Source organism: Bacillus sp. T17B1, assembly GCF_026796395.1.
Taxonomy (GTDB): domain Bacteria; phylum Bacillota; class Bacilli; order Bacillales; family Bacillaceae; genus Bacillus; species Bacillus spizizenii_A.
In genome coordinates this window covers 1-7,231 of the sequence record NZ_JALAYA010000055.1, presented here as the reverse complement: position 1 = coordinate 7,231, position 7,231 = coordinate 1, and the positions used below count along the sequence as shown (strand labels likewise).

9 protein-coding genes are annotated in these 7,231 nt (G+C 42.3%); 5 read left to right on the top strand and 4 right to left on the bottom strand.

Annotated elements, in window-relative coordinates:
- Positions 1–10 precede the first annotated feature (10 nt).
- On the top strand, positions 11–94 hold the full coding sequence (locus MOF34_RS21110; protein WP_080475114.1) for an IS3 family transposase: 84 nt from the start codon (positions 11–13) through the stop codon (positions 92–94).
- Positions 95–148: 54 nt separating this feature from the next.
- Here the strand turns inward: MOF34_RS21110 and MOF34_RS19565 are convergent, their stop codons facing one another.
- The 3 genes from MOF34_RS19565 to dhaS form a co-directional block, all read right to left on the bottom strand.
- Entirely contained in the window at positions 149–994 is an 846-nt protein-coding gene (locus MOF34_RS19565) for a superoxide dismutase (protein WP_019714640.1), read from the bottom strand.
- Positions 984–2,882, bottom strand: a complete 1,899-nt coding sequence (locus MOF34_RS19560; RefSeq protein ID WP_268401412.1) for a prenyltransferase/squalene oxidase repeat-containing protein — start codon at positions 2,880–2,882, stop codon at positions 984–986. The genes MOF34_RS19565 and MOF34_RS19560 overlap by 11 nt, the downstream gene beginning before the upstream one ends.
- A gap of 100 nt (positions 2,883–2,982) precedes the next feature.
- Positions 2,983–4,470 carry an aldehyde dehydrogenase DhaS gene (dhaS, locus tag MOF34_RS19555; RefSeq protein WP_019714638.1) on the bottom strand — a complete coding sequence of 496 codons (1,488 nt, stop codon included), beginning with the start codon at positions 4,468–4,470 and terminating at the stop codon, positions 2,983–2,985.
- Positions 4,471–4,702: 232 nt separating this feature from the next.
- Between dhaS and MOF34_RS19550 the strand changes: the two genes are divergently transcribed.
- The 4 genes from MOF34_RS19550 to azoJ all read left to right on the top strand — a co-directional run bounded on the left by MOF34_RS19550 (position 4,703) and on the right by azoJ (position 7,019).
- Positions 4,703–4,906, top strand: coding sequence for a DUF6501 family protein (locus MOF34_RS19550; protein WP_003241656.1), 204 nt, complete (start codon positions 4,703–4,705; stop codon positions 4,904–4,906).
- Positions 4,907–5,222: 316 nt separating this feature from the next.
- Positions 5,223–5,567 (top strand): PH domain-containing protein, encoded by a 345-nt coding sequence (locus MOF34_RS19545; protein ID WP_003220141.1) that lies wholly within the window; start codon positions 5,223–5,225, stop codon positions 5,565–5,567.
- A gap of 182 nt (positions 5,568–5,749) precedes the next feature.
- Positions 5,750–6,241: a TraR/DksA family transcriptional regulator gene (locus tag MOF34_RS19540; protein WP_019714636.1), complete on the top strand. Its 492-nt coding sequence runs from the start codon at positions 5,750–5,752 to the stop codon at positions 6,239–6,241.
- 151 nt (positions 6,242–6,392) lie between these two features.
- Positions 6,393–7,019, top strand: a complete 627-nt coding sequence (gene azoJ, locus MOF34_RS19535) for an FMN-dependent NADH-azoreductase AzoJ (RefSeq protein WP_019714635.1) — start codon at positions 6,393–6,395, stop codon at positions 7,017–7,019.
- A gap of 64 nt (positions 7,020–7,083) precedes the next feature.
- On the opposite strand, the gene MOF34_RS19530 is transcribed toward azoJ, so the two are convergent.
- Positions 7,084–7,231 (bottom strand): IS3 family transposase (locus tag MOF34_RS19530; RefSeq protein ID WP_268401413.1); only part of this gene is annotated, 148 nt, incomplete at its 5' end.

Below are 7,231 nucleotides of genomic sequence, written 5' to 3'. Positions count from 1 at the left end.
TGTATATTACATTCAATTCTATAATCACGAACGATTCCAGAAAAAATTAAACCAGTGTGCTCCGGTAGAATACCGTAACACACTGGTTGCTTAGGCTTTTTGTGGCTGTCTACTTGACAGGGGTAAGACCAGAAAAGGGGGCTTTTTTTTAATAGAGTTTCCAAACGACTTCTTTTGCCTGCTCGAAACGTTTTTCTGCCTCGCGCCAATCCACGACATTCCACCAATGATCAACATAGCTTGCCCTGTCATTTTTATATTGCAAATAGTAGGCATGTTCCCATACGTCAAGCGGTAAAAGAGGGATCACATCCCATTGGCTGAAGAGCTGGTGCTTTTCTGCCGTTAAGATCTCCAGCCGTCCCGATCGGGGAGCCCAGACCAAAATCGCCCAGCCGACTCCTTCCACTTTTTTAGCGGCCTGAGTAAAATGTTCTTTAAAGGCCGAGTAGCTTCCAAATGAAATATCGATCATTTGGAACAATGCTCCTGTAGGGCGCCTTTTTCCGTTTGGATGCATCGAAAACCAAAAAATACTGTGCAAATAATGGCCTGCTCCATGAAATGCAAGCTCTCTTTCCCAATGAGTGATCAAGTCATAATTCTTTGATGCTCTCGCTTTTTTTAGCTCTGTTTCTGCTTTGTTTAAACCGTCAACATAGCTCTGATGATGCTTCGTATGATGAAGGACCATAATGTCACGTGATATATAAGGTTCTAAGGCGGAATATTTGTATGGAAGCTTTGGCAGCACATGTTTCCCAATAGGGACGTAAGCACGTCTTTCACTTGTATCCTCTGATTCTGTAATATCCCGATAAAGGGCAGCAGCCTGCTTATACCAATCTTCTTCTGTTGTTTGGTCATCTTCCAGCGCTTCAATCATTTTGTCAAATTGATCTTCAAATCGTTCAAGCTGTCCTCGCTTTTGAATCTGATCCTTCAAGGCTTCACACCAATTGAACATCTCCGTTTGATAAGATTCACGTTTCATTTGCTGTCTCCTTTTCAATAGAATTCAAATATTTTCCGACAGCCAGCAAAGAGAATACATATGGATAACTGTGATAACGAATATAAAATTGCTTTGGCAATCCGATTCCTGCTGGATAGGTCAAGCTATCGGCGCTATGATAACTGCTGTCCGTAAGATATTGCATGCCTTTCACAACAGATGGGTGTTCGGAATTTTCGTATGTGAGCAGTGCGTCTAAAGCCCAGGCCGTTTGTACAATAGTTCCTTTATGAAGCGGGACGTACGTTTTGACTTCGGCGCTTTTACAGGATTCTCCCCAGCTGCCGTCATCATGCTGTATGGATTTGAGCCAGCGCAAGGCCTTTTGTATAACAGGGTGCTTTCGTTCAACTCCGCAGGCCTGCATGCCCGTGAGAGCAGCCCATGTTCCGTAAATGTAGCAAACACCCCATCTCCCGTACCATGACCCATTTTGTTCTTGATGTTCGAAAAGCCAGTTCACAGCGCGTTGAATATGTTGATGTTTCTCAGTGAAACCAGCTTTCTCGCCTAAAAAATGCAGCACACGTCCGGTGAGGTCGGCGGTTGAAGGGTCAACTGCTGCGTCCTCGGCGGATTCAAGCGGGAGAAGCCGGATCAGAGGATGGTTCACATTTTTTTCAAAAGCAGAAAATCCGCCGTCATTGTTTTGCATCGATAAAAGCCAAGACACCCCTCGCTCCCAAGCTGAAGGAGAATAACTGCGGGGAATCGCTTTTAATACGGCTGCAGTGTCGTCACAGTCAGGGTTATTTGTATTGATGTTTGAAAACCCCCAGCCGCCGGGCGCTGCTCTCGGGTTTTTGACAGACCAATCTGCTCTTTTGGTATGCTGGCGTTCTAGCAAATAGGCAGCAGCTTTTGTGATAGAGCCGTCTGTTTCGGTCACGCCGTTTTTTTGAAGGGCATAGCTGATCAAAGCTGTATCCCAAACAGTTGAAGTAGAGTTTTCCAGATAAGGAATCCCGCTGCACTTTGTCATCAATGATTTGATGCCGTTAATCGCCCTCTTGATAACAGGAGAGTGGCGTGACACACCAAGTGACAGAAGGCTGTAAACCATAAATATGGTTGCGCTCGCGTAGCTGTATAATGTTCCGTCTTTTTCAATCCGGTCCAGCATATATGTTTTAGCCGTCTGTAAGCCGAGCTGCTGAAAAGCAAAGGGTGCATGAAAAATGCGATTCCAATGTGACCAAATAGACGTGAGATCTCTTTCTTCAAAAGCATCAGATCGAAGCCAAGTGAAAGGGTTTTTTGTCATATGCGGATCGAGATGGCGAAGTGATGAAATATTTCGGTTTTTAAGAACAAATCGCTGATTGAGTGTTACAGCCATAGGAGCAAAATGAATTCGGGCATATGCGCTAAACTGATAGAAATGAACCGGTAACGTTGGGGGAAGCGCCATGAGTGATAATGGTAAATACAAAACAGGCCAAGGATACAGCCCGTTCACGGCAAGCATCCATTTTGTCATGAAATGAACATGTCTCAAACCGCCATGTGAGATGATAAATTGTTCAGCTTTCCTCATGTGCGGGTCAGATTGGTGAAAACAACCAGAAGCCAGCATCCCGACATATCCTTGGACGGTAGCGGTTAGATTTACGCTCGTTTCATCGGGATAATTGATGAATGTCCCGTCGGGCTGCTGTTTTTCGCGAATGCCGGCTGCAAGCGCTGATATTCGTTCTTTTTCATTCTCGCCTTCATCTAGTGAGGTGAGGAGCAAAATAAAAAAGGAATTTGTCATGATTGGTCCTTCAAAGCAAAATGTCCATGAACCGTCAGCATTTTGCCTGTCTTTTAACTCCGCAATGGTTTTCTTTTGATAACGCCTCACTTTCTCCTGAAGTGTGCCCATCACGCTCAACTCCTTCAGAAGCATATATATTCTGCGTCATTTACAGCCATTACAGAAAGAAAAAAAACTGCTGGCAGGCAGCAGTTTTTTGACATACATGTTAGTCTTCGAGATTTATCCATACACTTTTGACTTCTGTGTAGTTATCTAAGGCATATGATCCCATTTCACGTCCGAGTCCTGACTGTTTATAACCGCCAAACGGAGATGCTGCGTCAAACACATTATAGCAATTTACCCAAACGGTACCGGCTTGAAGACGGTCCGCGATATAGTGGGCATGCTTGACGTTCTCTGTCCATAGTCCGGCTGCGAGTCCATATTCTGAATGATTCGCTCGTTCAATGACTTCATCGACTGTTTCGTACGGAATAGCAGTCAGCACCGGTCCGAAAATTTCTTCTTTTGCGATGGTCATCTCGTCTTCAACATTTGCAAACACAGTCGGTGCGACAAAATATCCTTCTTCAAAAGGACAGCTTCCCCCAGTCACTGCTTTCGCTCCTTCATCTTTTCCTTTTTGAATATAGGAAAGAACGCGTTCGTGCTGTTCCTTGCTCACGAGAGGCCCGATTTGTGTATCCTTATGAAGTCCCGCTCCTTGGCGGAGTGATTCAGCATAGGACACCATCTCATCAACAACTGCATCATATTGGTCTTTATGAATGAAAACGCGTGAGCCCGCACAGCAGACTTGGCCTTGGTTAAACATCACACCGTTTAAAGCGCCTGGGATCGCTTTTTTCAAATTCGCATCCGGCAAGAGAATATTAGGTGATTTTCCGCCCAGCTCCAATGTAACCCGCTTAATGCTTTTCGCAGCGGTGGACATGATTTTCTTTCCGATTTCAGTGGAACCGGTAAAGGCAATTTTATCAACCGCTTCATGGTTCGTCAGCGATTCTCCCGCATCTTCACCGAATCCCGGAATGATATTGATGACACCGTCAGGGAAGCCGGCTTGGTCAATTAATTCTGCCAAATAAAGAGCAGAAAGCGGTGTTTGTTCAGCCGGTTTGAGCACGATTGTACAGCCTGTTGCAAGAGCAGCGCCCATTTTCCACATCGCCATCAGGAGCGGGAAATTCCATGGAATGATCTGGCCGACGACGCCCACAGGCTCATGGCGCGTATAATTAAAATAAGCGCCGGAAACAGGAATCGTCTGTCCTGTTATTTTTGTACACCAGCCGGCGTAATAGCGCATATGCTCAATAGCCAGCGGTATATCTCCATTCGTCGTTTCATTTATCGGTTTTCCGTTATCAAGCGTTTCAAGTTGAGCAAGCTCAGTTTTATGCTCTTCCATTAAGTCTGCCAGCTTATACATCAGTCTGCTTCTTGAAGCCGGAGACATTGTTCTCCATTCTCCTTGGTCAAAGGCTTTCCGGGCAGCTTTAACCGCTTTGTCCACATCCGCAGCCTGGGCTTCATACAGCGTCATCAAAGTTTCGCCGGTCGCCGGGTTGGGTGTGTCAAATGTTGCCCCTGAGGCACTCGGAACAAACTTTCCGTCAATATAAAGCTTCTTTGTTCCTTGTAAAAATGTCTCCAGCCTTTTCGTCACTTGCATCGTTAAAGAACTCATCTGTAACAAACCTCCAGTCATTTTTTATGGTCTGTTTTGAGATTCTTGGTGATAGCACATTGATTTTCATTGATCGAATAGCAGGAATAAGCTTTGATTTTTGCTGTAAGAGTAAGCGTATACAAACATTCTATAATAGAAAACAAGGCAAAATCAATGAATAACCGATATTGCAATTTACAAAAGAAAAAAGCTACAATAAGCTTATAGATATGAAAAGGAGATTTCATTTATGATTCATAACAATTGGCTTGAAAAAGAAACAATCAAAAAGGTAAAATGTGTGCAGACAAACGCAAAAAAATATATCGTAAATCGCGTTTTAACTCCGGGAAAAGAATATGAAGTGAAAAATGAAACAGAGGAGTTTCTCTTTGTGATCGACAATACGAATAAAGTCGGTGGCTATTATAAAGAATACTTCGAAGAGGTTTAAAGCCTGAAAATCGCAGCAGAGCTGCGGTTTTTTTTTTGATAAAAACAGGAAAAATAAAACAAAATCAATGAAAACTCTAAGAACCACTTTTTTAAAAAAAACAATGCTGAATATTGAAACTTTTTTCTCTATACGTGCGTATTACTTGATGACAACAGCACAAAAGATGAAAAACAAATCAAAAATTTGAAAAATGTAATCTGTTCGTAATGGTTTAAATGTCTTCTATGTCGTATTCTTATATAGGGATAAAGGACTTATTTTTATGTAGTGAATGAATAAACAAATAGATAAATGCAGAAAGAGGGGTTCTTCATTGGGTATTTTTTCTGTTAGCAGATCAACGGATGCAAAGAAGCTTGAAGCTTTGCTCGTTGAAGGAGAAAGAATAGAATCGATTTACAAGCTCCGAGTGGACCAAATTTGCTTTACAAATAAGCGGATCATTTTTTTTGACAATAAAATGTTTTCTAAAAAGAAGGTTCGTGTATTTCTTCCATATAAAACAATTGAAAGCTTTGCGATCCAAGAAGCGGGCATGTTCGATCCGGACACTGGGCTTTTATTGATGACTAGAAGCAAAACGTTCGAATTAGAATTTGCGAAAGACACCGATTTAAGCGAAGTTCAAGCGGTGCTGACAAAGCACTTGTGCAGCTGAATATTTGATGAGCCAGCCGTTCAAAAAATGGTTAGGCTTTTTTTATATGAAAAACAGAGAAGAGCGTATATGCATTGTTCTGGTGGCGATGCGTTCAAAGATGCATTAGCTCATCTTTCTATCAAGTTCCCATGTTTGACAGTGGGCAAAACGGGAAACAGGATAGAAAGGAGAGGATACACATGGCGTTGACTAAAGAACAAAAGAAGCATCTCTATTATAAATTGCTCGATATGAAAAAAGAATTATCTGGCGAGAAGAAGGAAACAGAATCAATGACGGAAGAAGTAGGGGAGCTTTCCAATGGGGTTGACAACCACATGGCAGACCACGGCACGCTCGTCACAGACCGGATGACAGACCAAACGGTGAGAGAGATCGACCGGGAGCTGTTAGAGGAGGTCAACCATGCGTTACAAAAAATGAAAGATGGCACGTACGGAGTGTGTGAAAAAACTGGCCAAGACATTCCTTATGAAAGGCTTGAAGCTGTTCCTTATGCAAGAATGACAGTGAAGGCCCAAGCTGATATGGAGGATGATGTAGAGACAGACGCTCCATCATTTGAAAGAGAGTTTCACGAGCAGGTAAAGGATCTATCCAATAAAGAAACCATTGATCAAAAAAGCTCTCAGACGTATGAGATTTTGGATCGTGAACAAGATTCGAAGTGAAAATGGCAAGCGAGTACACCGATATTAGATGTACTTGCTTTTTTTTTTGAAAAAAATCTCATATTCAAAATAAAGTCATTGACTTTACGTAAAAAAGAAAGTAACATACTATTTGTAAGTTAATATAAAAAGTTTACCGGGAGGAATACAAATGTCTACAGTATTATTTGTAAAAACAAGCGACCGTACAGCCGAAGAAGGCGTTTCAACTAAACTTTACGAGGCTTTCTTAGCTGCTTATAAAGAAAATAACCCTGCTGATGAAGTGGTTGAATTAGATCTTCATAAAGAGAACCTACCTTACCTTGGAAGAGATATGATTAACGGAACATTTAAAGCAGGTCAAGGAATGGAAATGACAGAAGAAGAGAATAAACAAGCTGCAATTGCCGACAAATATCTGAACCAGTTTGTAAAAGCTGACAAAGTTGTTTTCGCATTCCCGCTTTGGAACTTCACAGTGCCGGCAGTTCTTCATACTTATGTTGATTACCTGTCTCGTGCAGGCGTTACATTCAAATACACACAAGAAGGACCAGTTGGGTTAATGGGAGACAAAAAAGTTGCACTCCTTAACGCGCGCGGCGGCATTTACTCTGAAGGGCCAATGGCTGCACTTGAAATGTCATTAAACTTCATGAAAACAGTTCTTGGCTTCTGGGGTGTTCAAGACTTGCACACTGTTGTTATCGAAGGACATAACGCAGCACCTGATCAAGCTCAAGAAATCGTAGAAAAAGGTTTACAAGAAGCAAAAGATCTCGCTGCGAAATTCTAATGAAACAAAGACTCCTGTCACTGGGGACTGACCCCCGTTTTTGAGACAGGGATCAAAACACCTTTTAAACAGCCAATTGTCGATAGTTTATCGGTGATTGGTTGTTTAGTTTCGTTTGAATACGAATATTGTTATAATAATAAATGTATTCTGTGACAGTGCGTTCTACGATGGTGGTCGTGGTTCGATTAATGCTGTTAAGATAGAACGTT

Excerpts from the sequence above, each read along its gene's own strand:
- MOF34_RS19560 (WP_268401412.1), bottom strand. The coding sequence starts at position 2,882 with ATGGGCACACTTCAGGAGAAAGTGAGGCGTTATCAAAAGAAAACCATT.
- azoJ (WP_019714635.1), top strand. The coding sequence starts at position 6,393 with ATGTCTACAGTATTATTTGTAAAAACAAGCGACCGTACAGCCGAAGAA.
- MOF34_RS19550 (WP_003241656.1), top strand. The coding sequence starts at position 4,703 with ATGATTCATAACAATTGGCTTGAAAAAGAAACAATCAAAAAGGTAAAA.
- MOF34_RS19540 (WP_019714636.1), top strand. The coding sequence starts at position 5,750 with ATGGCGTTGACTAAAGAACAAAAGAAGCATCTCTATTATAAATTGCTC.
- dhaS (WP_019714638.1), bottom strand. The coding sequence starts at position 4,470 with ATGAGTTCTTTAACGATGCAAGTGACGAAAAGGCTGGAGACATTTTTA.
- MOF34_RS19565 (WP_019714640.1), bottom strand. The coding sequence starts at position 994 with ATGAAACGTGAATCTTATCAAACGGAGATGTTCAATTGGTGTGAAGCC.